Consider the following 22,955-nt stretch of genomic DNA (forward strand, 5'->3'; position numbering starts at 1 on the left):
CATGTATCGCTTATTGCTGACATCGCTGATCTGCCTGGGCCTGCTGGCCCCGGCCAGCGCCAGTGCCTGGTGGCAGGACGACTGGCAGTACCGCAAGCAGGTCTCGGTCGATGCCACCCCGCAAGGCGCGGCGATCAACGAGAGTCTCGGTCGCCTCCCGTTGCTGGTGCGCCTGCATACCGGCAACTTCACCTTCGACGGGGTCAACGAGAACGGCTCGGACATTCGCTTCGTCGCCGCCGACGACAAGACCGTGTTGCGCCACCAGGTCGAGAGCTTCGACCCACTGATGGGCATGGCCCTGATCTGGGTCGACGTGCCGCGGGTGGAGGGTGGCCAGCGCCAGGACATCTGGATGTACTACGGCAACGCCAAGGCGCCGGAGAGCGGCAACGGCCAGTCGGTGTTCGACCCGGACTACACCCTGGTCTATCACTTCGACGGTGCGCCGGGCACTCCGCCGCGGGACTCCACCGCCTACGCCAACAATGCGCAGACCGCCGCCGGCAGTCCGGTGGAGGGCGTCATCGGTCGCTCCGCGCAACTGCTGGGCCAGCCGCTGCTGCTGCCGGCCAGCCCATCGCTGGCGGTGAGCGCCGGTGGCACCTTCAGCTTCAGCGGCTGGGTGCGTCCCGACCAACTGGCCGGCGAACAGGTCCTGCTGTCGCGCCGCGAAGGCGGCAACGCCCTGTTGGTCGGCCTGGCCCAGGGCGCGCCCTTCGTCGAGCTGAACGGTCAGCGCGCTGCCGCCAGCCAGGCCCTGGCGCAGGGGCAATGGCAGCACCTGGCGCTGGTCGCCGACGGTACCCGGCTGGCGCTGTATCTCGGCGGTCGCGAAGTCGCCAGCCTGGCGGCGGCGCTGCCGGCGTTCAGCGGCGCGATCGCCATCGGCGCGGAAGGCCAGGCCGCGCCTGCGGTCGCCACCGAAGCGGCAAGCGGGGAAGGTGAGGCGAGCGCCGCGGCGCCGACCCTGCAACCCTTCCAGGGCGCCATCGACGAGTTGCGCCTGTCGAAGATCGCCCGCCCGGCGGCGCTGCTCCTCGCCGACGCCACCGCCCAGGGCGCCGAGTCGCGCCTGGTGGCCTACGGGGTCGACGAGAAGCAGTCCGGCTTCGGCTTCGGCAAGCTCGGCTTCCTGCTCAACGCAGTGCCGCTGGATGCCTGGGTGATCATCGCGATCCTGGCGCTGATGATGGTCCAGTCGTGGGTCATCATGTACCGCAAGAACCAGAACGTCGGCCGTGTCAGTCGCGCCAACGGGCTGTTCCGCGAGCGCTTCGCCGAGGTCGGCACGCGCCTGGAACTGCTCGCCGACGACCGCGAGCTGGCCGCCCGCCTGCAACACTCCTCGCTGTGGCGCCTGTACCAGGTGGCGGTGAAGGAGATCCGCACCCGCCGCGAGCAGGGCGCCGACACCTCTTCCGTCTCCGCGGCCACCATCGAGGCGATCCGCGCCTCCATGGACGGCGTGCGCACCAAGGAGAACCAGCAGCTCGGCTCGCGCCTGTCGAGCCTGTCCAACGCCATCGCCGGCGGCCCCTACATCGGCCTGCTCGGCACCGTGCTGGGGATCATGGTGGTGTTCCTCGGCACCGCCATGGCCGGCGACGTCAACATCAATGCCATCGCCCCGGGCATGGCCGCCGCCCTGCTGGCCACGGCCATGGGCCTGTTCGTCGCGATCCCCGCGTTGTTCGGCTACAACCGCCTGGTCACGCGGAACAAGGAAGTCAGCGCGGACATGCGGGTGTTCGTCGACGAGTTCGTCACCCGCCTCGCCGAGGTGCATGGCGAAAGCCAGCTCAGCGAAGTGGCCCATCGTCGCAACGGCCAGCCGTTGCCGGCCTGAGGAGAACGCCATGGCTTCCGTGAACAGCAGCCACGACGATGACGACGACGGCGCCGTCGACAGCATCAACATCACCCCGCTGGTGGACGTGCTGATGGTGGTGCTGGTGATGTTCATCCTCACCGCCACCGCCCAGGTCGCCGGGATCCAGATCAACCTGCCGAAGGCCAGTGCCACCGTGGCGCTGTCGCAGCCCAAGACCAAGGCGATCTCGGTGAACGACGCCGGCCAGGTGTTCCTCGACGCCTACCCGGTGACCCTGCCCGAGCTGGAGGACCGCCTGCGTACGGAGAAGGCCCTCAACCCCGACTTCCCGGTAGTGGTCCGCGGCGACGCCACGGTGCAGTACCAGAAGGTCATCGAGGTCCTCGACCTGCTGCGCCGCCTGGAGCTGTCCCAGGTCGGCCTGGTCACCGGCAAACCGACCTGAGGCCCGGGATGAACATGTCCGCCGATCCCAAGCACACCCCCGAGCCGAAAAATGCCGCGCCGCTGTCCATCGACGGCCGCCCGGCGAACCCGACCCTGCGCTACCTCAAGTGGGGCCTCGGCGCGCTGCTGCTCGCCGGCCTCGCCTGGCTGGTCTGGGAGTGGGCCAACGACATGAGCGGCGTGCGCCGCGAGGCGCCCAAGGTGCCGGCGATCATCCCGCTGCCGCCACCGCCTCCGCCGCCGCCGGAAAAACCGCCGGAACCGGAGCAGCCGGTGGAAGAGGAAAAGATCGTCGAGCCGGAACCGCAACCCGAACTGGAGGAGGTCAAGCCGCAGGAGGAAGCGCCGCCGTCGCCGGCCGACGACCTGGCCGACCCGATGCAGATGGATGGCGACGCCCAGTCCGGCTCCGACGCTTTCAACATCGGCGCCGGCAAGGGCGGCGGGATGGCCGGTTCCGGCAGCGGTCGCGCCGGCAACGCCAGCTATAGCCAGTACCTGGCCTACGCCTTCCAGCGCCTGCTGCGGGACAACCCGGAGCTGCGCAACCTGGCGTTCCGCCTGCAGGCGGAGATCTGGCTGAGTTCCTCGGGGGATATCACCCGGGCCGAACTGACCCGCTCCAGCGGCGACCCCGAGACCGACCAGAAGGTGCTGGCCGCGCTGCGCGCCGTCGGCCGCCTGGAAGAACGCCCGCCGGCTTCGCTGACCCTGCCGGTGCGCATCGCCCTGCAGGGCAAGCGGCCGGGATGAGAAGACGCCAACCCAGAACGATTTCCGGCAGGCGACTGCCTTGAAGGACCTTAGGAGCCGTACACAGATGAACGCGAAAGTGAACCGACTGGCGCTGGGGATGGGCGTCATGCTCGCCGCGCTGGCCGGCCAGGCGCAGGCCCAGCCGCCGGCGCCCTCGGAGAACGCCACGATCAACCTGATCCGCCTGCTGGTACAGCAGGGCGTGTTGAAGAAGGAACAGGCCGATGCGCTGGTCAGGCAGGCCGAGGCCGAGGCGCAGCAGGCCCAGCAGGCGCGCCAGGCCGTGGCGCCCGCGGCGGCCGTCGCCGCGGTCCCCGGGGAGGTCCGCGTACCCTATATCCCGCAGGTGGTGCGCGACCAGATCCGCGACGAAGTGAAGGCCGAGGTAATGACCCAGGCCAAGGCGGAGAACTGGGCGCAGCCCAACGCCTTCCCGGACTGGGCCTCGCGCATCAGTTTCGACGGCGACGTGCGCCTGCGCTACGAGTCGCGCTCCTTCGGCAACGGCAACAGCAACCAGATCACCGACTTCGCCGAACTCAACGACGACGGTCCCTATGACGTCAACCCGAATACCAGCTCGGGCCTGCCGCCGCTGCTCAATACCCGCGAGGACCGCGACAGCCTGCTGCGCCTGCGCGCGCGCTTCGGCCTCAAGGCGGCGCTGTCGGAAAGCTGGAGCGCCGGCATCCGCATCGGCACCGGTTCGGACAACAACCCGGTGTCGACCACCCAGACCCTCGGCGGCGGCTTCGGCAAGAAGGACCTCTGGCTCGACCAGGGCTACCTGACCTGGAAGCCCAGCGAGCGCCTGAGCCTGACCGGCGGGCGGATCGCCAATCCGTTCCTGTCCACCGACCTGTTGTATTCCAACGACCTCAACTTCGACGGCGTGGCGGCGATCTTCAACCAGCCGCTGAGCCGCGATGTCTCGCTGTTCGGCACGGTCGGCGCGTTCCCCGTGGAGTACAGCTCGGACACCGCCTCGTCGAACGGTTTCGACAAGGAAGACAGCGACAACAAGTGGATGTACGGCGCGCAATTGGGCGCCACCTGGAAGATCAACCCGCAGCACAGCCTTACCGGCGCGCTGGCCTACTACCGCTTCGACGATATCGAAGGGCGGCGTTCCAGCCCCTGCCGGCCCTGGGCCGGGGATCCGGAGTGCGACACCGACGGCAGCCGTCCGACCTTCATGCAGAAGGGCAACACGGTGTTCCTCCTGCGCGACATCGTGCCCAACCCGGCCGACCCGGCGAACACGCCGAACCCGCAGTACGTCGGCCTGGCCTCGGAGTTCAACCTGCTCGACCTGAACCTCGGCTGGGATGCCGAGCTGCCCAACGACTTCAAGCTGCGGGTGGCCGGCAACTACGTGCACAACCTGGGCTACGACGAGGGCGATATGCGCAAGCGCGCCGGCGGTGTGGCGCAGATCGCCAACAACCTCGGCTCCGATGGCGACATCAAGAGCGGGGCGAACGCCTGGATGCTCCAGTTCACCCTGGGCAACGCCCTGGACATGCGCGACGCCGGCGACTGGCAGGTCTTCGCCGCCTACAAGTACATCCAGCCGGATGCCCTGCCGGACGGTTTCAACGATTCCACCTTCCACCTTGGCGGGACCAACGCCAAGGGCTACATCCTCGGCGCCAGCTATGGCTTCGACAAGCGCGTCTACGGTACCGCGCGCTGGCTCAGCTCCGACGAGGTCTACGGCGCACCGTTCTCCATCGACGTCCTGCAACTCGAGGTCAACACGCGCTTCTGAGCGCTCCTCGAGGCAGACCATGAAGAGGCAGACCATGAACACGCGACCTTTCTCATTACCGATCTGGGCCCAGGCGCTGCTCGCCGGGGCCGCCTTCGCCGCCTACGCCAGCCAGGCGGCCTACGCCGACAGCCTGGAGGAACGCCTGCGCGCCCAGTTGCGCAGCACCACCCAGCAACTCCAGGCGCTGCAGACCGAACAGGCCCAGGCCACCGCGGCGAAAGCCGCGCTGGAAAGCCAGCGCGATGCGGCGCTGGCCCAGGTCAAGCAACTGAGCGCCGAGCTGGCCCGGGCCAAGGGCCAGGCCGAGCAGCTCTCGGCCCAGCAACAGGGCTTGCACGACCGGGCGCGGCAGATGGTCGAGGCGAGCAACGAGCAACTGGGCAAGTACAAGCAGGCCTACGACGAGTTGCTGGTCATGGCGCGAGCCAAGGAGGCCGAGCGGCAGAAGCTCGACCTGGCGTTCCGCGAGCACGACCAGCAGTTGCAGCAGTGCACCGCGAAGAATCGGGAGATGTATGGCGTGGCCAAGGAGATCCTCGGCGCCTACGAGAACGTCAGCGTCGCCGAGGTGATGAAGATCCGCCAACCGTTCGCCAGCGGTGCGCGGGTGAAATTCGAAGAGATGGCGCAGAAGCTCGGCGACGACCTCTACAAGACCCAGGTCGAGAACCGCCAGGCGGCGCTCGCCCAGTGAAATCCGACAGCAAACCAGGAACCCGGATATGAACGAGATCACCCTGATCGAACACCTTTCCGTCGACAGCCTGACCGAGGCCTTGCAGGACGCCGGCTACCGGGTCAACCGCAGCGAGCAGAACGGCGTCGTGCAACTGCTCAGTGCCAGCCAGGGAATCGGCTACGCGGTGCGCTTCGGCAATCCGGCGGCGACGCCGGCGAGCTACCTCGACTTCACCTTCAGCTGCGCCCTGCGCGTGCAGGGCGAATTGCCCGCCGGGCTGACCGAGCGCTGGAATCTCAGCCGGCGCTTCGGCCGCCTGTCGCAGCAGGGCGAGTTCCTGGTGATGGAAATGGACGTGATCGTCGCCGGCGGCGTCAGCCCGGCCAACCTGCGTAGCCATATCGAACTGTGGGATCGCCTGCTGCAGGAGTTCATCGCCTATCTGCGCGACTACAGCCGCCTGGCCGCGGAGCAGCAGGGCATGGCGCAGGATGCCGGTCAACCCGTCGATGGCGAGGCCTGAGCCGATGCGGCCGGCATTTCGTTGCGGCGTCCTGGCGTTCGCGCTTGCCGTTCTCGCCGGCTGTGGCCAGCGCGAGGACGGCGGCGCGGGCCAGGCCCAGGCCGCGCTTGCCAAGCCATCTGCCAGCGTCGCCGCGGAACCCGCGGTGGCCCGCCTCGGCGCCTTGCAGGTGGCGCCGGACGAACTGAAGGCGCTGCTGGCCGAGGTGCCGGCGGAAACCCGCGCGCAGTTGAGCGAGAACCGCGACGCACTGGAACGCTGGATGCGTGCGCGGCTCGCCGAGAAGGCGCTCTACGAACAGGCCAGCGCCCAGGACTGGCAACAGCGTCCGCAGGTGAAGACGTTGATCGATGCGGCGGCGCGGCAGATCGTCCTGCGTACCTACCTGGAGTCGGTGAGCACGGTGCCCGAGGACTACCCCAGCGATGCCGAACTGCAGGCCGCCTACCAGGCGAACAAGGCGCAACTGGCTGTACCGGCGCTGTACCGGGTCAGCCAGATCTTCATCGCCGCCTCTGCGGCCGGCGGGCTTGCCGAAGCGCGCAAGCGCGCCCAGGAACTCTACCGGCAGGCCGCGGACGGCGACTTCGCCGAACTGGCGCGCAAGCATTCCGACGACCCGCAGACCGCCCGCAACGGCGGCGACATCGGTGGGTTACTGGCGCAGGCGCAACTGCTGCCGGCGATCCGTCCGGCGCTGGAACGGCTAAAGGTCGGCGCGGTGTCCGAGCCGATCCAGGGCGCCAACGGTTTCCACCTGGTCAAGCTGACCGAGCGTCGCGACGCCCGCCTCGCCACCCTCGACGAGGTCCGTGGACGCCTGCGCGAAAGCCTGCGCGCGCAACGCCAGGAGCAGATAGCCAAGGCCTACCTGGATGGCCTGGTGAACAACGCTACCCTGAGCATCGACGGCGCGTTGCTCGGCAAGACCCTGGCGGAACTGCACTGATGGACGGCATCCCGGAGGCCAGGCGTGGGCCGCGCGCGAGCCGCTGGCGGCACCTGCGCAGCTGGCTGTTCGGCGAGCCAGAGCGGTTCCGCGACGAACGCCAGCGGCTCTGGGGCGCCTATGCCGCATGGCTCGGTGAGCAGGTCCAGCAGCGCCTGGGCGAAGACGCCGAAACCGCGCCGCGGCTGCTGGCCTTCCTGGAGTCGCGGCGCGCGGCGGGGCAGTTGCCGAATACCGACATCGACCTGCGGGTCTGGCTCGACGAACGCGGCTGGATCGTCCGTCTCGCCTGCCTGCGCAGCGACGCCGAGCCGATCGAGAATGAACTGCGGCGCGCGCTGATGGACCGTTCGTTGCGCCTGCCGCCGCCGGAACACATGCCGCAGCCGATCGAACTGCGGATTCGCCTCATGCCTGGACGCTAGCGAGGAAGCATGGCCCTATCGGAGTCCGCCGGGCAGCGCCCGGCACTGCTCAGGCCCGCGCAGGGACGCGACGACCGTGCCTATTGGCACGAGCTGTTCGGTTCTCTGGAGGTGGTGCATTTCTTCCTGGTCACCGCCCGTTGCGGCTGTTTCATGCAGGCTGCGCGCAGCCTGGACGTCAAGCCGACGCTGCTGCGCAAGACCCTGGCCCGGCTCGAGGAGCGCCTCGGCCTGCATCTGTTCGTGCATGAGGGCAACGCCCTCTCGCTGACCCGCGAGGGCCGCATCGTCCAGGCCGCCGGGCAGCGCCTGGTCGAGGACAGCCAGAGCCACGCCGATCTTCACCGGCAACAGCCGCTGGTGCGACTGGCGGTGGCCGAAAGCGTCCTGCACGATGTGCTCAGTCGCGAGCTGTGGGGCTACCTGCGCAAGAACGCCAACCTGCGCGTAGCCCTCGCCGAGTTGCGCGAGGGCTGGCCGGAAAGCGCAGGGCCGGCGGAGATCGCCATCTGGATCGCCGATCCGGGGCAGCCGCATCCGGCGATGGAAGGCCACTTCGCCGCACCGGCGCGCATCGCCGAGCTGGAGTACCAGCCGCACATCGGCAAGCGCTATTCGCGCGAGCGCACGCGGCCGGCCAGCGAGGACGAGCTGGACGACTACCTGCTGGCGCAGCTCCACGGTCACGCCGCCAGCGCCGCCCTGGCGCCCTGGAACCGGCGAGTGGCGGCTCGCCAGTCGGGAGTGATCGAGGTGCAGAGCCACGACCTGCTGCTACAGGCGATCCTCTGGGGCGCCTGCATCGGCCTGCTGCCGCATTACGCCGGACGCCTGGAGCGCAACCTGGCGGCGTTGCCGCAGGTCTTCGACGAGCCGATGCGGCGGGAAGTCTGGATGAGCGTGCAGCCGGAAGCGGAGAACCGCGTGGAGGTGCGTGCCTTGCTCGATCTGATCGAGCACGCCTTCGACGACCGGCGCGACTGGTTCGGACGCTGACCTTGCGGGCTTGACGGCGGTCGCCATAGCCGACACCGTTTCGCCACGGAACGGTTGACGGAAGGTACGCGATGACGGAGCGGCATTGGCAGGGCGAGGTCTGGCTGGCGCGGGACCACGCGCTGTTCGCCGGGGTCAACGGCGATACCCGCGAGCACGCTCACTATGCCCACCAGTTGCTGCTGGCGGAGACGCCGCTGCGGGTGCGCGTCGCTGGCCAGGTACTGGAGGCCCGGCGCTTGCTGGTGCCCTCGCTGCAAGCCCATCGCGTCGACGCGTCGCAGCCGTTGCTGGCGCTGTACGCCGAGCCGCTGGCGTTCGACAGCGACGACCTGCGTCAGCTTCTCGAGGACGCTCCCGGCGAGCCCGAGGCGTTGCTGGGGCGGCTTGCGCGGCTGCCTCGTCGACGGCTCGACCGCCGCGTCGAAAAGGCCCTGGCGGCGCTCGACGAGCAACTCGCGGCGCGGGTCGAGGCGGAAAGACTGGCGCGCAGCGCCAGTCTTTCGCTGAGCCAACTAGAGCGGCTGTTCGCCGTCCAGGTCGGCCTGTCGGTGCGCCGCCTGGTGCTCTGGCGCCGCCTGTACCTGGCCTTCGCCCTGGCCTTGCAGGGGCGCAGCCTGACCGAGGCGGCCCATCACGCCGGCTTCGCCGACGCCGCGCACCTGTCGCGCAGCGTACGCAGCCTGCTCGGTATCCGCGCCGGCCTGTCGCTGCCGCACCTACGCCTGGCCGGCTGAACGCCCCAATCCTTCCGGCGGCTGTGGGACGTGCCTGCTGCGTGGCAGGTCGCGGAATGGCGCGAGCAACTGGCCGGCATAGTCGCGGGGATAGTCAGGCTGGTCGCCGATGCCCATGTCGTTGCTGTCCAGGCGGTAGTCGGGACGATGGAGGGCGGTGCCGAGCAGGCGGTCCCAGACGCTGAAGAACAGCGCGAAGTTGACGTCGCCGGCGCGCCCGTAGCGGATGTGGTGCAGGCGATGCAGCGGTGCCCAGGCGAACACATGGCGTAACCCGCCGATGCGCATGTCGACGTTGCTGTGTTGCAGCAGCAACTGGATGCCGATGGCGAAGGCGAGCAGCGCGGCGACCGTCTGCGGCACGCCGAGCAGCAACAGCGGCAGGGTGCCGCCGAGCGCTTCCAGGCCCAGGTGCAGGGGATGCTTCATCAGCCCGTTGAAACCGTACAGGCGCTGCACGCTATGGTGCACCGCGTGCAGCCGCCAAAGCAGCGCCGAACGGTGGCTGGCGTAGTGCACCAGGGTGATGCCGAGATCGGCCAGGACGATCGCCAGCAGCAGTTGCAGCCACAGCGGCCAGGCCTGCGGCCATACCGGCCAGAAGCCCAGGACTCCGGCCAGCAGTGGCAGGGCGAGGATGCCAAGTGCGTTCAGGCTTTCGTTGACCGACGCGTGCAGGACATCGCGCAGGCGGTCGGCGTGCGGCCGGTTCCAGCGTGGCTGGTAGGGCAGTCGTCGTTCGGCGAGAAAGGACAGGCCGAGCGCCCCGAGGAACAGGGCGACCAGCCAGGCGTGGGAAGCCTGGCGATAGCCGACCTGCCAGGTCGCCAGGCCGATGAAGCCGGACCAGAAGAGGGGCGCGTAGGCGTAGCGCAGGAAGAACTGCATGGTGGGACCTCCGGATGAATGAGGTCCCCAGCGTCGCCCGCGACAGGCCGGCGGCGCTTGAACGAACCGCGCAAGTTCTCAGTCGCGCAGCACCAGCGGCGCGCCTCCCATGTCCCCGCGACCCGGCCAGGTCTCGCGGGCCAGCCAGGCCCCAACCAGGCAGACCAGGTTGGCCAGCAGCAGGTAGCCCAGCGGCGACAGCGGATTGCCGGTGACGCCGATCAGCCAGGTCACCACGATCTGCGCGGTGCCGCCGAACGCGGCGACGCCGGTCGCATAGACCAGGGAAAAACCGGTGGAGCGCAGCGCCCGGGGGAAGCTTTCTACCAGCAGCACGATCAGCGCCGCGCCGCTCATGCCATGCAGGGCCGAGAGCAGGGCGAGGACGGCGAGGAAGACTGCCGGCTCGGGGTGACGGGTCATTGCCTGCAGTGCCGGGAACAGCACCGCGAGCAGCGCCAGGCGCGGCAGGATCAGCACGGCGCGGCGCCCGTAGCGGTCGCAGAGCACGCCGCCGAGCAACGCCGAGAGCGCCAGTGCGGCGCCGGCGACCAGCGTCGAGAGCATCGCGATGCCCGCCGGCAGGTGTAGCTCGGTAAGGGCGAAGGTGGTCATGTAGTTGAGGAAGTACTGGGTGATGGTGCTTCCGGAGAGGATCAGCAGGCCGAGCAGCAGGGCCCGCCGATGATTGCCGAACAACTCGCCGAGCAGGCTCCGGGTGCTGGCCTGGCGGCCGCGTCCGGAAAAGGTTTCGGCCAGGTTGAGGCGGATGTACAGGCCGATCGGCAGGACCAGCAGGCCGGCCGCGAAGGGAATCCGCCAGCCCCATTCCTGCAGTTGGCGCTCGTCGAGCCAGAGGGTGAGCAGGTAGCCCATCAGCCCGGCGGCGACCGCCGCGATGCCTTGCGCCACGACCTGCCAGCAGGCGTAGGTGCCGCGCTTGTGCGGCGGTGCCGCCTCGAGGATGTAGGTGGTCGCCGGCCCGGCCTCGCCGCCCCAGGCCAGGCCTTGCAGCAGGCGGGTCAACACCAGCAGCAGCGGCGCGGCCGGGCCGATGCTGTCGTAGCCGGGGAGCACCGCGATGCCGCCGGTGCCCAGCGCCATCAGGAACAGGGTAAGGAGCATCGCCGGCTTGCGCCCGACGCGGTCGGCGTAGGCGCCGATAAGGATCGCGCCGAGGGGACGGATGACGAAGCCGACGCCGAACGCGGTGACCGACAGGAGCAGGCTGACGAAGGCGCTGTCGGAGGGGAAGAAAGTCCGTCCGATCATCACCGCGAAGGTGGCATAGACCCCGAAGTCGAAGAATTCCACGGCGTTGCCGAGGACCACGGCAAAGACGCTGCGGCGGCTGGCCGGATCGGCGGCCGCCGGGGGACGGGTGGGGGAGCGCATGGCGAAGGCCCTCTCGGAGTGACGACTGAAACACTCAGGCCTGGAGCCGAGCGACGAGCGGCTGCCGGCTTCAGTCAGCCGGCGGCCGTGGCCAGCCGTGGATCGGACCGCGCCAGCCTTCGTAGGTCTTGCCGATGCGCAACAGCCAGGTATCGGCGAAGCGCGGCGCGACCAGTTGCAGGCCGATCGGCATGCCGGCGGCCGTGAAGCCGCAGTTTATCGAGAGCGCGGGCTGTTCGCCCATATTCCACGGCACGGTGAAGACGATGTGCTCGAACGGCCGCTGCGGATCGTTCAGCGGCGAGGCCCAGTCGGCGGGGAAGGCCTCGACCTGGTTGGTCGGCGTCAGCAGCAGGTCGATCTCGCCGAACAGCCGGGCGGCGCGCCGGCGCATCTCGAAGGTCTGGTTGAAACCGCGCACCGCATCGACCCCGCTGACCCGTGCGCCGCCCTCGGCCCAGGCGTGGACATAGGGCAGCACCCTGGCCCGCCGCGTCTCGTCGAGGAGCAGCAGTTCGCTCCACAGGCGGGCGCGCCAGAAGTCGTTCAGGCCGTCGAGCAGGCTCCGGTCCATCAGCGGTTCGACGATCCTGAGCTGGGCGCCGTGCTCCTCGAACAGCCGCGCCGCGGCCTCGATCGCGGCGCGGATTTCCGCGTCGGGCTGCAGGCCGCAGCCGGGGTCGAGTTGCAGGCCGACCCTCAGGCCGCGCACCGACAGCGGCTCGGCGCTCCAGTCCAGCACTTCCGGCGGCAGGCTGGTGGCGTCGCGGGCGTCGGGCTGCGCGAGGTAGCGCATCAGCAGCAGGCAGTCGTCCATGCAGCGGGTCATCGGACCGGCGCAGCGACCGGTGTAGTAAGGGTCGATGGGGATCCGCCCGAGGCTTGGCTTGAAGCCCACCAGGCCGCACCAGCCCGCCGGCAGACGCACCGAGCCGCCGATGTCGGTGCCCAGGTGCAGCGGTCCGTAGCCGGCGGCGGCCGCCGCTGCCGCGCCCGAACTGGAGCCGCCGGTATTGTTGGCCAGGTTCCAGGGATTGCGGGTGACTCCGTGGAAGCTGGAGAGGCCGGATGAGAGCATGCCGAAGTCCGGAACCGTAGTCTTGGCCAGGACGATCGCGCCGGCTTCGCGCAGCCGAGCGGCCGGCGGCGCGTCGCAGGGCGCGGGTTGCAGGGCGGTGGCGGCGCTGCCCAATGGGATAGGTTCGCCAGCGGTGGCGATCAGCTCCTTGATGGTTACCGGCAGCCCGTCCAGCGGGCCTTTGGGCTGTCCCTTGCGCCAGCGCTCGGTGGCCGCCGCGGCCTGTTCGCGAACCCGTTGCGGGTCGAAGCGATACAGCGCGTTGAGATGCGGTTCCCAGCGCTGGATGTGGGCCAGCAGATGCTCGTAGTACTCGCCAGGCGAGAGTTCCCGGCGGGCGAACAGTGCCAGCAGGCGGGTTCCCGGGAGGTCGTGCAGCGCGGTCATTCAAGCTCCCTCGAAGAACGGCCGCGGGCGTCAAGCGGCCGGCCTACCCGTTGTCGGGCGGCAATTCGAAACCAAGGTGTATCGGGGAGGTATAGCCCATGACCGGCGATCATTCCCGCCGGGGAATCAGCCCTTGCGTTGCTCGATGTAGCGCAGGAAGGCTGTCATGTCGGTACTGCACAGGGTCCGGGCGACCTGCTTCACCTCGTCCACCGGCCAGTCCCACCAGGCCGAAGCCAGCAGGGCTTCGCGGATGTCTTCCTCGAAGCGCCAGCGGATCTGCCGGGCCGGGTTGCCGCCGACGATGGCGAACGGTGGCACGTCGCGGGTCACCACCGCGCCGGCGGCGACTACCGCACCATGCCCGATGGTGACCCCGGAGAGGATCAGCGCGTTCGTGCAGATCCAACAGTCGCTACCGATGACCACGTCGCCGCGGGTCGTGGTGCTGTCAGGGATGTCGGCGACCTCATCGATCATCTTCGGGAAGGGGTAGGTGGTGAGCCAGTCGGTATGGTGCTCGCCGCCGAGGAGGATCTTCACGCCGGCAGCGATCGAGGTGTAGGCGCCGATCCTTAGGGTGGCCTTGTCGCCGAACTCGGTGACCTCCGGGATCCCGTAGGTGCCCACGCCGACCTCGTAATGTGGGTAGGCAAGACGGATCTTCTCCGGGGCCTTGAAGATCTTTTCCCAGCCACGGAAGTACTTCCGCTCTTTGCGTTTTTTCAGTTTTTCCAGGAATTTCATCGAATTACCTTGCCACCTTGGAGTCCACGGGGCTCAGGTGGTCTCGTGATGGAGAAGGAAGCGCTTCAACCGGCGGAAGGTGGTGCGGTTCCACTGCCGCAGCGGCAGCGAGCGGAGCAGTTGCCAGGCATGCCGCTTGTCCGCGACCACGGCGTACTTCAGGGCCTTGTTGACCAGCTCCGTGCGGCCGCGCTCGTAGGCGGGATGCGACTGGTAGGGCGCGATGGTGCGCAGGTCGGCATCGAGCAGCACCTTGTAGCGCCGCGACAGGTTGTCGGGGTGGCGCCGGTAGCGGGTGACCAGCACCGGCAGCTTGTGGATCTGGTAGCCCTGGCTGGCGATGCGCAGGGTCATCTGGAAGTCCTGCACCTTGATCTCGGGATCGTAGAAGCCGGCGGCGCGCAGGGCCTCCATGCGGTACAGGGACACCGGGGCGCCGCAGACATAGGCGTTGCCGAGCAGGTAGTCGAAGTCCAGCTGGCGGATGCGGTTGCCGTTCTGCCGCTTGGTTTCCTGGCCTTCGCTGTCGATGTAGATCACCAGGGCGCCGACGCAGCCGACTTCCGGGTGCTGGTCGAGGTACGCGGCGCGCACGCTCAACGAGTGCGGCAGCATGATGTCGTCCAGGTCCGGCGTGGCTACGTAGTCGCCGCGGGCGTGTTGCAGACCGAAGTTCAGCGCTGCGCTGACGCCCTGGTTCTGCTGGCGGTAGAGCTGGAAACCGTGGACTTTCTGCAACTGCTCCAGCATGGCGTAGCTGTTGTCGGTGGAACCGTCGTCGACGATGATCACTTCGAAATTCGGGTAGTCCTGCTCGTAGATGCTGCGCAGGGCTTCTTCCAGGTACTTTTCCGCGTTGAAGCAGGGCGCTACGACGGATACCAGCGGGGCGTCCGTCGTGCCTGAGTGCTTGCTGGAAGTGGCTTCTTCAATCATGTGTCGTTCTTGTCACTCGTCTTGCCCGGTAGCCGTTCCAGGGGGCCGTCGGTCATGAAGTCCTGCGATCGTTCCGGCGATCGGTGCTCGGCGCGGGCTGTCGGAAACACAGCGTTTCGCTCCGCCGCTACGGTCGCTGGAGTGGCTCTGGCACGCATGCCTGGATGGCCAGGCATCGCGACAGTATACCGTCGGAAGCATAGAGGGTAGGCCATCGGGCCCGAGAAAAATCCTCGACCATCTTCGTCCAACCGTCAGGCCGTGGCCTGGCGCTGTTTCCAGTGCCGGTACAAGGCGGGGATATCCCCAGTACACAGCAGTGGCATGGCTGCCTCGATATCGGCCAGTGGCCAGTCCCACCAGGCCATTTCCAGCAGGTTCTGGATATCGCCATCGGAAAAGCGCTTACGAATGGTCCGGGCCGGGTTACCGCCGACGATGGCATAGGGCTCGACATCGCCGGTCACCAGCGCGCGGCTGCCGATGATGGCTCCGTGGCCGACCCGTACGCCTGGCATGAACATCGCCTCGGTACCGATCCAGACGTCATGGCCGATCAGCGTGTCGCCGGCTGGCTGATAGCCGTTCACGGCGCCGGCGAAGACAGGCTCTTCGTGCATGAAGTGGAAGGGGAAGGTCGACGCCCATTCGGCGCGGTGTCCCTGGTTGCCGGCCATGATGAAGGCGGCGCCACTGCCGATCGAGCAGAAACTGCCGATGACCAGCTTGTCCACGTCGTCGCGGTCCGGCATCAGGTAGCGGGCGCAGTCGTCGAAGGAATGCCCGTGATAGTAGCCGGAGTAGTAGCTGTAGCGCCCCACCCGTATGTTCGGGTTGCTGACCTGTTCCGAGAGCAGCTTGCCCCTGAAGGGGCTCTCGAAATAGTTGCCCATGACCGTCGTCCCTGTCCGTCGAAACCGCCAAGGGTAGCGCCTGGTGGGATAGCGGGCCAGCCTGGCGTGACGGCTGGCAGCCGCGTCGGCGTTCAGCAGGCCGGACTGCTGAACGGCCAGGCCTGGAAAGGCTCCGAATAGTGCCTGCCGTGACGGAAGGCGAAGGGGAGTGCGTTGGCTTGTTGGTGCAGTTCCTCATTGTCGACGTTGAGGCAAAGCATCTGGATGTCCTGTGCCACCAACAGCCGGTTCAGGTACTCGATGCTCTTGCGCTGGCGCAGGTTACGCGTCAGCGGGCCGGGGGCAAGCAGGCGCGCGTCCAGGCCCAGGTAATCGCAGAGGCCGGCGTCGACTTCGGCGAAGCACTGGCGAGCGTCGGTATCGATGCGTTGCGGGTGCAGCGCGATGCGCACGCCGCTGTCGCGTAGCCGGGCGAGGGACGCCAGGTACTCCGCCGAGGCGGGTTCCTGCTCGTCGATGGCCAGCAGCAGGCAGAGTTCGACCTGGTGCTGCTGCAATTGCCTGGCCGAGGCCAGGATCCGCTCGCAGACCCCGGCGTTGCCCAGGCTGCTGGCATGCAGGGGAATGAAGTTCTTGCCGAGCAGTTCGAGGTCGGTGTTGTGCCGGTGCACGCACAGGAGGCGTGCCAGCAGGTGCTTGACCGCCGCCTCGGCAAGCAGCGGCGGTGCGCCGGAAAGGAAGGCCGACAGGTCGACGCGCTGGCGCCGTTCGCGCAGGGAGAGCTTGCTGCCGACCAACGCGCCGTTCCTCGCATAGATGCCATGGGCGAAGAGCTCGAATCCGTCGTTCGCATCACGGTTGCCGAGGCAGAGCCATTTCAATGGCGGGGGCGTTCTGTCTGTCGCAGTCATAAGTGATGGCTCTATGGGCAAATCTCGCCAAGGCGCTCGGGCATGGAGCCCGCACGCAGGGTTGAGGGGTATCTAGCGGAGACGACCCTACCTCCCACGAATCAAGGTCTTTCGTCGGAAAACCCAGGGGGCAGGTAGGGGATCGGCTCGGTAATCGGCCGCCGAGGGTACTTCCGGTGTCGCCGCCAGGCCTGGTTGGTGGCGGCTTTTTCTCTGGTCTGTGCAGTGGTTCCGCTGTTACCGATTTTTCCGAGTGCGTTTGTGTTGCGGCATCGATCATTGGCGTCAGTCGGCGCCGATGCTGTCGATGAAGCCCTGGATCAGCGGCGAGGCTTGCTGTTTGCGCCAGACGAAATGGATATCGCTGGAGTCCAGGCCGGCTACCGGTTCGGCATGGAAACCCCGTCGCGCGGAGGGCATGCGTGCAACGAAGCTCTCCGGCACGCAGGCGAAGCCGAGACCGGCCTCGATGCAGGCGAAGAGGCTCGGGTAGGACTCGATTTCCAGGGTTGCACGCGGCTGGATACCGCTTTCCGCCAGCCAGCGGTCGACCTGGCGGCGGTAGTGGCAAGTGTGGCCGAACACATAGAGTTCGAGGCTGGCGAGGTCCTCGGGAGTGGGTGCCGGCAGGTCGGCGGGAGTGACCCGCAACAGGCGCTCGCGGAAGGCCAGGCGGCTGGCCAGCAACGGGTGTTCGATGGGGCCGTCGGTGACGATCAGGTCCAGCTCTCCCTCCATCAGCAGGCGCTCGAGCAGCAGCGAATGCTCCGGGCGGATGTGCAGTTCAACGCCCGGCGACTCGCGGCGGTAGCGGGCCAGGCGCTGGGGCAGATGATTGGCCAGGGCCACGTCCAGTGCGCCGACCCGTAGCGCGCCGTGCGCCTGGTCGCCGGCGAACAGCGCAGCGGTCTCGTCGGCCAGCGCCAGCAGGCGCGTGGCGTGGCGGTACAGCAGGCGGCCCTCGGGGGTGACCAGCAGGCGATTCCTTTCGCGATTGAACAGGGCTACGCCGAGTTGTCCTTCGAGTTCGCGCAAGCGGGTAGTGATGTTCGACGGCACGCAATGCAACTGTTCGGCCGCGGCTGCGATGGTGCCGCGTTCGACCACCGCGCAGAAGAATCCGAGTTGGGAGAGTTTCACATCATTCTCTTTAAGTGAGTACTTTGCTGATTATTGATTACTTTTAATGAGTGAAAGGCCACCCTAGCATGGACCTCGCGATCGCTTCCAACCCCATTTCACGAGGAAAGATTCCATGACCTACCACGTACTGGTTCAGTTCGACGTTCCCTCCGACAAGCGCGAAGCGTTCGCCGCGGCAGGCCTGTTCGATGCCAATGGCTCGTTGCAGAATGAACCGGGCACCCTGCGCTTCGAGGTGATCCGCGACGAGAACAACCGCAACCGCTTCTACCTCGACGAGGTGTACGAAGACGAGGCGGCGTTCCTCCAGCATTGCCGCAACGAAACCATCGCGCGCTTCTATGAACTGATCGACAGCTATGCCTTCGGTCCGCTTTTCCTGTTCAAGGGCTACCGCGTCGAGGGTTGATTCCCGCTCCGGCGGCTCGCCGCCGGATTCCACGGAGAATTTCCATGCGAATCCTGCACAGCATGCTCCGCGTGGCCGATCTCGAGGCCGCGCTGGAGTTCTACACCCGCGCCCTGGACATGCGCCTGCTGCGGCGCCGGGACTATCCCGAAGGCCGCTTCACCCTGGCCTTCGTCGGCTACCAGGACGAGTGCGCGGCCGCTGCCCTGGAGTTGACCCACAACTGGGACCGGGACGGCTACACCCAGGGCGACGGCTACGGCCACCTGGCCATCGAAGTCGGGGATGCCGCCGTCACCTGCGCCCGGGCCAGGGCGCTGGGCTATCGGGTCACCCGCGAGGCCGGGCCGATGCAGCACGGACGCAGCGTGATCGCCTTCCTCGAAGACCCGGACGGCTACAAGGTGGAACTGATCCAGAAGGGTACCCAGTTCGATTGAGCCCGCGACCAGGGGGCGACATAGCGGCTGCTGTCGTTCCGGCTCAGTCGCTGGCGTCGAATGCGGCGTGGAAGGCCACTATTCCTCGCGCCACGCGCCCACTGAAGGTCTGTGCCTGGAAGTATTCGGCGGGAACGCCGGGCAACGCCAGGCCGCTTTCCACCCGAAAGCCGAAGCGCGAGTAGTAGGTCGGTTCGCCCAGTACCACGCAGCCACCCGCGGGCAGCAGTCGCAACTCGGTGAGCAGGCGCCGGACCAACTGCGAACCGAGACCCTGGCGCTGTCGCCCGGGCGCCACCGATAGCGGCGCGAGGCCGTACCAGCCGCCCGCTTCGCCATCGATGGTCACTGGTGAGGCAGCGATATGGCCGATCACCTGGCCGTTCGCTTCGGCCACCAGCGAAAACGTCAGCGCGCCGGCACGGCGCAGGGCGTCGATGATGTACTGCTCGGTATGGCTGCTGTGCGTTTCGTTGCGGAACGCGGCTTCGGTCAGGCGAGCGATGGCGTCGATGTCGCCGGGCGTTTCCGCACGGATGGAAATATTCATGCAAGCACTCCTCGGAACCCCCGCCTTGTCCCGGCGGGGGCAATGGAAAAGGAAGAGGGTCAGCGATTGTCCGCCTGCGGGCGCACGGCTTTCAGCCCGGCCATGGATATCCGGTAGGGCCTGCCCTGGCGGGAGTGGACCAGGCCCTTGTTCTTCAGCCTGGAGAACACCGCCAGGGTGCAGTCGAGCAGCAGGTGGCCGTCGCGGTTGTAGCACTCGACGCGGGTGATCTTGCCCGAAGCGTCGCGAAGGAAGGCGATATGGCCGCCCTGGGCCAAGGCGTGAAGCGTCCGTTGTTCCGGCTTGGAAACGTTCATGTCGGTAGAACCTGTAATCATCGGTGTGACAACGCGGCCGCACGGCGCGAAAAGGCGCGTGCGAGCCATGGCGAAGGCAGATAACCGGCGACACCTCGTGCGGGATGACGAAGTGGCGGTTATCGGATGACTACTATCTCCAACATGCAAGCCTCGGATCGGGGAGGGCGCAGCCACGAAAGCGTGCTGCGATGCGGCAGTCTAACGAAGCTGGCGAAGCGACGGCAAGGAACTGCCTGCGTCGCCATGCCGCTGTGCGACGCTTGCGGCTTTGTGAGGGAGTTCGCCTCGCCCCGCGGCGGTCCGCGCTTTCATTATCGGGGGAAGCGGGAGGTATCCATGTTTCGCACGGCGCTGACGCTGTTCATGTCTTCGTTGGCAATTCCTGCCGTCGCCTCGATGAGATGCGGCACGCACCTGGTGGACGAGGGCGACAGCGTCGAGCAAGTCCTGGAAAGGTGCGGGCAACCGCTGAGCAGGATCGTCAACGAGCCTGCCCTGCGCAACAACGGCGTGCCCAAGTTGAATGCCGCACGCACCGAATTCTGGGTGTATGGCCCCAGTGGAGGCGTCTACCGACACTTGCGCTTCATCGATGGCAAGCTGGTCGAGATTCGGCTCGAGCGGAAGTGATACGAGGCTGTTGAGGAGTTATTCCTACAGATAATTACTAATTTGCTGCGGAACACCGTGAAAGAGCGCTGAGAGAGAAGACGAGCCGGGTGCGGGCCCAGGTGGATGCGTCTTCCGTCGTGTAGGAATTGCCCGATATCGGGCGGCGGGGCGGAAGGTTGCGGGCCACCCTGATCGCATACCTGAAAAGTTGGCGGCGTAATCTCCGCGATTTTCAGGCGAGGACGCGTCGTGTTGAAGTTATTGGTCGTGGTTGCTTCCCTTTTCATCTGTGGAGGCATGGCCATGGGAGAGCCAGGGGGGGCGGATGGGTTTTCCGCTGTCGCAGCGGTCGATCCGGGAGCGAACCCCGAAGCGCAACTGGACGAGGAGCCTCAGGAGGTCAGCGAAGCGCCGGTCTATCGCGTGGATGACCTCACCTTCCTGTACCTCACCCATGAGGTCTATCTGGAACCCTACGTTTCCTGCCGTCCGAAAGTCCTGGGCGAACGTTCGTACGTCGCCTGCTGGAACGAAACCTATTCCGGCCGCTCCCCGCTGAATTTCTGGGAATACGACGGGGGCGACTTCCTCGCCCTCAACGACCCGGCACGTGTGTTGGCCGAGGGAAAGTTCGCCAGCGAGCAGCGCATCGGCGAAGCGCCCCTGCCGCTGCCCCTGGATATCGATCTGGACCAGTTGGAGCGGGCCTACTCGCTGATGATGTAAAGGAGAGGAACCTTCCGGCTGCGTCTCCGCCGAAATCCATGGGGGCGCTTCCGATCTTTCCCGGGCTTTACGCGGTAAAGCCTGAAAACAGAAAGCCCCTGGCACTGGTTGGTGTCAGGGGCTTTTGCATTGGGATCTGGAGCGGGCGAAGGGAATCGAACCCTTGAGCAGAGCGTCACAATGTGTTGCTATGCGGCTAAATCTGCGGACTGCTAGTTCGGATTCGTGCCTTTGTGTTGCATTGATTTCGACACTTTTTCGACACCTATTTTAAGAGCAGATTAGCTTAGTATTTTTCTCAGCTCTGAAATGCAAATATCAGTTGTGCCGTTGGTGACTAGTTTTTCGCCTTCAAAGATGTGCTTGCTAGCATCGGAATTTAGCCGTAGGCGCTGTGAAATCTCATCAAGAAGAGGCGCGGCTCTGCTTTTTTCTAGTTGAGAGAATGCAGTATGTTTGCCAACCATCCATTGCGATAACGCCTTTCCAGAAAGTCCATTGAGATGCGGGGATCCAGCTTTGTCGTTTACGATCTTGAGGACACTTCTTTCTATTCTGGAACGCTCTAGGAATCCAATGCTCATAAGCTCACCTTGATCTCTTCAAGAACCTCTTTAGCCCACCTTATTACAATTTCGCATATTGCAATGCATTGTTCTCGGGTGATGCTTGGTGGGTATACTCCCCGTGTGGATGCATGTCTTGACTCGCACAGCATAGCATATTCTGATTTTTTCAGCGGCAAGCCTTTATCTTGTCCATTAAGAATAAGGCTGTAGGGAGCATGCCTTGAGAAATCTAATCCGTTGCTTGACTTCCATGAAGCGGAAATTCCAATATTTCTACTTGCTACATATAATAGCCCTGCCTCGTATACCGGCGAGCAAGAGTCATCCATTAGTGATAAGTGAGAGTCCTGTACAATTTTTATGAGGTTCTCTATATCTATTTTTGCTTTGGTGTATTCTCCAGGAACTCCTAGGTTCTCTAGAAAGTTTAGGTGGCCAGTAATTGGTTTCGACTGTAGGTATATATGCCATGCAAACAAGTGGCCCTCTTTGTACATTTCTGAAATTCTGTCGGCGCCATAAACGGAAAGATCAATCTCCCGGTCTGTTACTAGAGCGCTGTCGAGTAATTTAGAAATTCCGTTGAGGTCGGCTGCAGCCTTGTCTGTGACGATGCACAATATGTCAGCGTCGCTCGCGTAATCAAAGTCTTCTCTGATAATCGATCCAAAGTACCGCAAATCTAATATTCCGGATTCTTTCGTCTTCATCGTCTTGAGAAAACTCTAAAGAATACTGAAACCAAAAGACCAATAATCACATATCTTAGTGATATCGCAGCTACAGAGAATAAGAAAGGTATCTTTAAGGTGTAATCTGTTGCCTCGTAAGGTATACCGAGAAATTCGCTAGTTGAAAGCTTTAATGCTTGAAGTAATACGGGGGTGGCATTGCCGGATGTGAGAAGCTCGGTAGAGTTTCCGTTGTAAAGAAATATAAAGGCGGACATTGCAATAATTAAAAGCAAGCAGAATGCTGCAATCCTACCAGGGCGCTCACCGTTCCCCCATACGAGGCCGGATATTTTTGATATGCACCACTGTAAGAAGAAGCCCAGTCTCTCAATGTGGCCGTATTTCTCTCGATAGAATCTATCTTTTCCCAAGAATGCAGATAAGTGAAATTTTTCGCTTGCTGCAATTTCTTTTCTTATATAGAAGCTCTCGTCTTCTGCATTGCCAAGCTCGCGGGCGTCAACTCGTAGATTTCTCAACAGGTCTCGTTGGATGTTTGGCTCTCTTGGGAGGTTTGGTATTATCTCCTTGGCGTCAATTATTGTTCGTCTGAACATTGAGTAATTGAACACGCAGCCGATAAATTTTGATTCTTTAAAGTTGCAGTCTATAAATTTTGCTGCCGTGAAGTTACAGCCTACGAACGTTACGTTTCTAAAGTAGCAGCGAACAAATACTGTTGATCTAAAAGAGCAGGTCTCGACCCTTGGGTTTTTTCCAGTCGAGCCCAGGGTCTCTATGTAGTCATTATCAAAAACTTCATTGCTTAAGGAGGTGAAGCTTTTTGAAAAGTGCTCGCGAGAAGTTTTTTCAATTAGGTTCATGAACAAGCCTCATGGCACTGCGCTCCTTGACGAAAATCTTCCTTTCGTTGATCCGCAATTTTATCGGTAAGTGCTAACTCGCTTCGTCGTATTCCGGGCTGGTCTGCCCGATCTCTGGGGCGATCTCGCCGCTGATCAGCCATAAGCGATAGCGGGGGAACAGCGCTTGAAGCACTTCTAGTTCCTCAGTGCTCATCCGAACGCTCTTGAAGCGAACGCTATGCCACCGCTGGAAGCCGATCTCGCTTTCCTTCACCAGCCGATCCATTCCGGCTTTAGATATAAGCGTTCTAGCTCTGCTCTGTATTGATT

Annotated in this window: 28 protein-coding genes; 14 read left to right on the forward strand and 14 right to left on the reverse strand. The window is 65.0% G+C overall.

Annotation, left to right across the window (positions count from 1 at the left end):
- The first annotated feature begins 1 nt into the window (after position 1).
- The 10 genes from HMPREF3014_RS20250 (at position 2) to HMPREF3014_RS20295 (ending at position 9,120) form a co-directional block, all read left to right on the forward strand.
- Positions 2 to 1,849 carry a DUF2341 domain-containing protein gene (locus HMPREF3014_RS20250; RefSeq protein WP_023087774.1) on the forward strand — a complete coding sequence of 616 codons (1,848 nt, stop codon included), beginning with the start codon at positions 2 to 4 and terminating at the stop codon, positions 1,847 to 1,849.
- A gap of 10 nt (positions 1,850 to 1,859) precedes the next feature.
- Positions 1,860 to 2,279, forward strand: a complete 420-nt coding sequence (locus tag HMPREF3014_RS20255; protein ID WP_003085366.1) for an ExbD/TolR family protein — start codon at positions 1,860 to 1,862, stop codon at positions 2,277 to 2,279.
- Positions 2,280 to 2,287: 8 nt separating this feature from the next.
- Positions 2,288 to 3,034, forward strand: a complete 747-nt coding sequence (locus tag HMPREF3014_RS20260) for an energy transducer TonB family protein (RefSeq protein ID WP_003116529.1) — start codon at positions 2,288 to 2,290, stop codon at positions 3,032 to 3,034.
- Between the two features lie 67 nt (positions 3,035 to 3,101).
- Positions 3,102 to 4,808, forward strand: coding sequence for a putative porin (locus HMPREF3014_RS20265; protein ID WP_009315218.1), 1,707 nt, complete (start codon positions 3,102 to 3,104; stop codon positions 4,806 to 4,808).
- Between the two features lie 34 nt (positions 4,809 to 4,842).
- Positions 4,843 to 5,505, forward strand: a complete 663-nt coding sequence (locus HMPREF3014_RS20270) for a hypothetical protein (protein WP_003085372.1) — start codon at positions 4,843 to 4,845, stop codon at positions 5,503 to 5,505.
- Positions 5,506 to 5,533: 28 nt separating this feature from the next.
- Entirely contained in the window at positions 5,534 to 6,013 is a 480-nt protein-coding gene (locus tag HMPREF3014_RS20275; RefSeq protein ID WP_003120807.1) for a YbjN domain-containing protein, read from the forward strand.
- 4 nt (positions 6,014 to 6,017) lie between these two features.
- The gene (locus HMPREF3014_RS20280; protein WP_023087773.1) at positions 6,018 to 6,962 is read left to right on the forward strand and encodes a peptidylprolyl isomerase; all 945 of its coding nucleotides are present in this window, start codon (positions 6,018 to 6,020) and stop codon (positions 6,960 to 6,962) included.
- Complete coding sequence (locus HMPREF3014_RS20285) at positions 6,962 to 7,387, forward strand: hypothetical protein (RefSeq protein WP_003110838.1); 426 nt, start codon at positions 6,962 to 6,964, stop codon at positions 7,385 to 7,387. The genes HMPREF3014_RS20280 and HMPREF3014_RS20285 overlap by 1 nt, the downstream gene beginning before the upstream one ends.
- Before the next feature lie 9 nt (positions 7,388 to 7,396).
- On the forward strand, positions 7,397 to 8,383 hold the full coding sequence (locus tag HMPREF3014_RS20290; protein ID WP_003098443.1) for a LysR family transcriptional regulator: 987 nt from the start codon (positions 7,397 to 7,399) through the stop codon (positions 8,381 to 8,383).
- A gap of 71 nt (positions 8,384 to 8,454) precedes the next feature.
- Entirely contained in the window at positions 8,455 to 9,120 is a 666-nt protein-coding gene (locus HMPREF3014_RS20295) for a helix-turn-helix transcriptional regulator (RefSeq protein ID WP_003085387.1), read from the forward strand.
- Here HMPREF3014_RS20295 and HMPREF3014_RS20300 read toward each other — a convergent pair.
- The 8 genes from HMPREF3014_RS20300 to HMPREF3014_RS20335 form a co-directional block, all read right to left on the reverse strand.
- The gene (locus HMPREF3014_RS20300; protein ID WP_023087772.1) at positions 9,103 to 10,008 is read right to left on the reverse strand and encodes a sterol desaturase family protein; all 906 of its coding nucleotides are present in this window, start codon (positions 10,006 to 10,008) and stop codon (positions 9,103 to 9,105) included. The genes HMPREF3014_RS20295 and HMPREF3014_RS20300 overlap by 18 nt on opposite strands.
- 78 nt (positions 10,009 to 10,086) lie before the next feature.
- A complete protein-coding gene (locus HMPREF3014_RS20305; RefSeq protein ID WP_023087771.1) occupies positions 10,087 to 11,403 on the reverse strand; it encodes an MFS transporter in 1,317 nt (438 codons plus the stop codon).
- Positions 11,404 to 11,473: 70 nt separating this feature from the next.
- Positions 11,474 to 12,868, reverse strand: coding sequence for an amidase (locus HMPREF3014_RS20310; protein ID WP_003116523.1), 1,395 nt, complete (start codon positions 12,866 to 12,868; stop codon positions 11,474 to 11,476).
- 126 nt (positions 12,869 to 12,994) lie between these two features.
- Positions 12,995 to 13,615, reverse strand: a complete 621-nt coding sequence (locus tag HMPREF3014_RS20315) for a CatB-related O-acetyltransferase (RefSeq protein ID WP_003116522.1) — start codon at positions 13,613 to 13,615, stop codon at positions 12,995 to 12,997.
- A gap of 33 nt (positions 13,616 to 13,648) precedes the next feature.
- Positions 13,649 to 14,551: an alpha-1,6-rhamnosyltransferase gene (gene migA / locus HMPREF3014_RS20320; RefSeq protein WP_003098436.1), complete on the reverse strand. Its 903-nt coding sequence runs from the start codon at positions 14,549 to 14,551 to the stop codon at positions 13,649 to 13,651.
- Between the two features lie 254 nt (positions 14,552 to 14,805).
- Positions 14,806 to 15,444: a type B-4 chloramphenicol O-acetyltransferase CatB7 gene (locus HMPREF3014_RS20325; RefSeq protein WP_003112709.1), complete on the reverse strand. Its 639-nt coding sequence runs from the start codon at positions 15,442 to 15,444 to the stop codon at positions 14,806 to 14,808.
- A 92-nt stretch (positions 15,445 to 15,536) separates the two neighbouring features.
- Entirely contained in the window at positions 15,537 to 16,316 is a 780-nt protein-coding gene (toxR, locus tag HMPREF3014_RS20330; protein WP_003120800.1) for a toxA transcriptional regulator ToxR, read from the reverse strand.
- Positions 16,317 to 16,601: 285 nt separating this feature from the next.
- Positions 16,602 to 17,456 carry a LysR family transcriptional regulator gene (locus HMPREF3014_RS20335; RefSeq protein WP_003098432.1) on the reverse strand — a complete coding sequence of 285 codons (855 nt, stop codon included), beginning with the start codon at positions 17,454 to 17,456 and terminating at the stop codon, positions 16,602 to 16,604.
- A 115-nt stretch (positions 17,457 to 17,571) separates the two neighbouring features.
- On the opposite strand from HMPREF3014_RS20335, the gene HMPREF3014_RS20340 reads away from it, so the two are divergent.
- Together HMPREF3014_RS20340 and gloA are read left to right on the forward strand one after the other, a co-directional pair.
- Complete coding sequence (locus tag HMPREF3014_RS20340) at positions 17,572 to 17,868, forward strand: heme-binding protein (RefSeq protein WP_003085421.1); 297 nt, start codon at positions 17,572 to 17,574, stop codon at positions 17,866 to 17,868.
- A 44-nt stretch (positions 17,869 to 17,912) separates the two neighbouring features.
- The gene (gene gloA, locus HMPREF3014_RS20345; protein WP_023087770.1) at positions 17,913 to 18,308 is read left to right on the forward strand and encodes a lactoylglutathione lyase; all 396 of its coding nucleotides are present in this window, start codon (positions 17,913 to 17,915) and stop codon (positions 18,306 to 18,308) included.
- Between the two features lie 43 nt (positions 18,309 to 18,351).
- Here gloA and HMPREF3014_RS20350 read toward each other — a convergent pair whose 3' ends face one another.
- Both HMPREF3014_RS20350 and HMPREF3014_RS20355 read right to left on the reverse strand, forming a co-directional pair.
- Entirely contained in the window at positions 18,352 to 18,858 is a 507-nt protein-coding gene (locus HMPREF3014_RS20350; protein ID WP_009315226.1) for a GNAT family N-acetyltransferase, read from the reverse strand.
- Between the two features lie 59 nt (positions 18,859 to 18,917).
- A complete protein-coding gene (locus HMPREF3014_RS20355; RefSeq protein WP_003085431.1) occupies positions 18,918 to 19,175 on the reverse strand; it encodes a YjhX family toxin in 258 nt (85 codons plus the stop codon).
- 339 nt (positions 19,176 to 19,514) lie between these two features.
- Here HMPREF3014_RS20355 and HMPREF3014_RS20360 point away from each other — a divergent pair, with 339 nt between their 5' ends.
- Both HMPREF3014_RS20360 and HMPREF3014_RS20365 read left to right on the forward strand, forming a co-directional pair.
- Complete coding sequence (locus HMPREF3014_RS20360; RefSeq protein ID WP_003141121.1) at positions 19,515 to 19,808, forward strand: DUF2845 domain-containing protein; 294 nt, start codon at positions 19,515 to 19,517, stop codon at positions 19,806 to 19,808.
- A gap of 231 nt (positions 19,809 to 20,039) precedes the next feature.
- The gene (locus HMPREF3014_RS20365) at positions 20,040 to 20,516 is read left to right on the forward strand and encodes a hypothetical protein (protein ID WP_012614484.1); all 477 of its coding nucleotides are present in this window, start codon (positions 20,040 to 20,042) and stop codon (positions 20,514 to 20,516) included.
- A 281-nt stretch (positions 20,517 to 20,797) separates the two neighbouring features.
- Here HMPREF3014_RS20365 and HMPREF3014_RS34425 read toward each other — a convergent pair whose 3' ends face one another.
- The 4 genes from HMPREF3014_RS34425 to HMPREF3014_RS20370 all read right to left on the reverse strand — a co-directional run bounded on the left by HMPREF3014_RS34425 (position 20,798) and on the right by HMPREF3014_RS20370 (position 22,899).
- Complete coding sequence (locus tag HMPREF3014_RS34425; protein WP_124014406.1) at positions 20,798 to 21,100, reverse strand: hypothetical protein; 303 nt, start codon at positions 21,098 to 21,100, stop codon at positions 20,798 to 20,800.
- Positions 21,097 to 21,795, reverse strand: coding sequence for a nucleotidyltransferase domain-containing protein (locus tag HMPREF3014_RS34430; protein ID WP_023087769.1), 699 nt, complete (start codon positions 21,793 to 21,795; stop codon positions 21,097 to 21,099). Before HMPREF3014_RS34430 ends, HMPREF3014_RS34425 begins: the two co-directional genes overlap by 4 nt.
- On the reverse strand, positions 21,792 to 22,643 hold the full coding sequence (locus HMPREF3014_RS33755; RefSeq protein ID WP_023087768.1) for a pentapeptide repeat-containing protein: 852 nt from the start codon (positions 22,641 to 22,643) through the stop codon (positions 21,792 to 21,794). The genes HMPREF3014_RS34430 and HMPREF3014_RS33755 overlap by 4 nt, the downstream gene beginning before the upstream one ends.
- Before the next feature lie 73 nt (positions 22,644 to 22,716).
- The gene (locus tag HMPREF3014_RS20370) at positions 22,717 to 22,899 is read right to left on the reverse strand and encodes a hypothetical protein (RefSeq protein ID WP_308457958.1); all 183 of its coding nucleotides are present in this window, start codon (positions 22,897 to 22,899) and stop codon (positions 22,717 to 22,719) included.
- Positions 22,900 to 22,955 lie beyond the last annotated feature (56 nt).

The sequence above is a fragment of the Pseudomonas sp. HMSC065H01 genome (assembly GCF_001815235.1).
GTDB lineage: Bacteria > Pseudomonadota > Gammaproteobacteria > Pseudomonadales > Pseudomonadaceae > Pseudomonas > Pseudomonas aeruginosa.